This is a genomic window from Streptomyces purpureus, assembly GCF_014648195.1.
In the GTDB taxonomy this organism is placed as follows: Bacteria; Actinomycetota; Actinomycetes; order Streptomycetales; family Streptomycetaceae; genus Streptomyces; species Streptomyces purpureus.
Genome location: NZ_BMQQ01000077.1, coordinates 1 through 1305, shown reverse-complemented (window position 1 = coordinate 1305; position 1305 = coordinate 1). Strand labels below are relative to the sequence as shown.

Below are 1305 nucleotides of genomic sequence, written 5' to 3'. Positions count from 1 at the left end.
TGAGCTGTACTGAGATTTGTGGAGTCCCTGATGCCAGGGTTACGGTCCTGGCGAAGGAGAACCACCAGCACCATGGCAGCACCCCGTAAATACCCGGACGAACTGCGCGAGCGCGCGATCCGAGAGGTCCGCACCACCGGCCGCCCGATCGCGCACGTCGCGAAGGACCTGGGCATCCACAAGGAAGCCCTGCGTGGCTGGGTCCGCCAGGCCGAGGCCGACCGCGGCGAGCGCGAAGACCGGCTCACTACTGCCGAGCTTGACGAGTTGAAGCAACTCCGCAAAGAAGTGGCGGAGTTGAGGCGGGCGAACGAGATCCTGAAAGCCGCCTCGGTGTTTTTTGCCCAGGAGATCGACCGTCCCCGGACGAGGCCGAGCAGGTGATCGACCACCTGCGTGGACACGGCCTCGGGGTCGATCCCGTCTGCCGGGTGCTGGAGCTGTCGCCGTCGACGTACTTCGCGCGCAAGAAGCGGCCGAAGTCGGCCCGCCGGCTCCGTGACGAGCAGCTGATGCCGCTGATCGAGGCGGTCCACGCGGAGTCGGGCGGCACGTATGGGGCCCGCCGGATCACGCGGGCCCTGGGGCGCAAGGGGGTCGAGGTGGCCCGCTGTACCGTCGAGCGGCTGATGGCCGAGCTGGGTCTGGAGGGCGTCATCCGTGGCCGGCGGCGTCGGACCACGATTCCGGAACCGTCGGCGCCGCGTCCGCCGGACCTGGTCGACCGCGACTTCACCGCCTCCCGGCCCGATCAGCTGTGGGTCGCGGACATGACGTATGTCCGCACCTGGTCGGGGTGGGCGTATGTGGCGTTCGTCCTGGACGTGCACTCGCGGATGATCGTCGGCTGGCAGGTCGCGAACCATATGCGGACCGAACTCCCGCTGGATGCGCTGGAGATGGCGCTCTGGCGGCGTCGGATCAAGAAGGACTCCGGACTGATACACCACAGCGATCGCGGGTCGCAATACGTGTCAATTCGGTATACCGACCGGCTCGCCGACATCGGCGCCTCAGCCTCGGTCGGCTCCGTCGCGGACTCGTATGACAACGCGATGGCCGAGGCGCTGAACGGCACCTTCAAGGCCGAGCTGATCGAGATGCAGGGCCCGTGGAAGGACGTCGACCAGGTAGAGCGGGCGATCTTCCAGTGGATCACCTGGTACAACGAAGAGCGTCTCCACTCCGCGCTCGACTACGTGCCGCCGGCCGAGTACGAGGAAGCCTTCTGGCGCAGCCAGGAGCAAACCCCGCTGTCCGCCTGAACCAATCAAGATCGGACTCTACGAAACTCGGGGCAGCTCA

At 66.7% G+C, this 1305-nt stretch carries 1 protein-coding gene; it reads left to right on the top strand.

Annotated elements, in window-relative coordinates:
* Nucleotides 1-72: 72 nt before the first annotated feature.
* Nucleotides 73-1265, top strand: a protein-coding gene (locus IEZ01_RS34425; protein WP_189205725.1) for an IS3 family transposase whose coding sequence is annotated in 2 segments (ribosomal slippage) — nt 73-337 and nt 337-1265 — 1194 coding nt in all. Because the reading frame shifts where the segments join, the coding sequence is not laid out codon by codon here.
* Nucleotides 1266-1305: the final 40 nt, after the last annotated feature.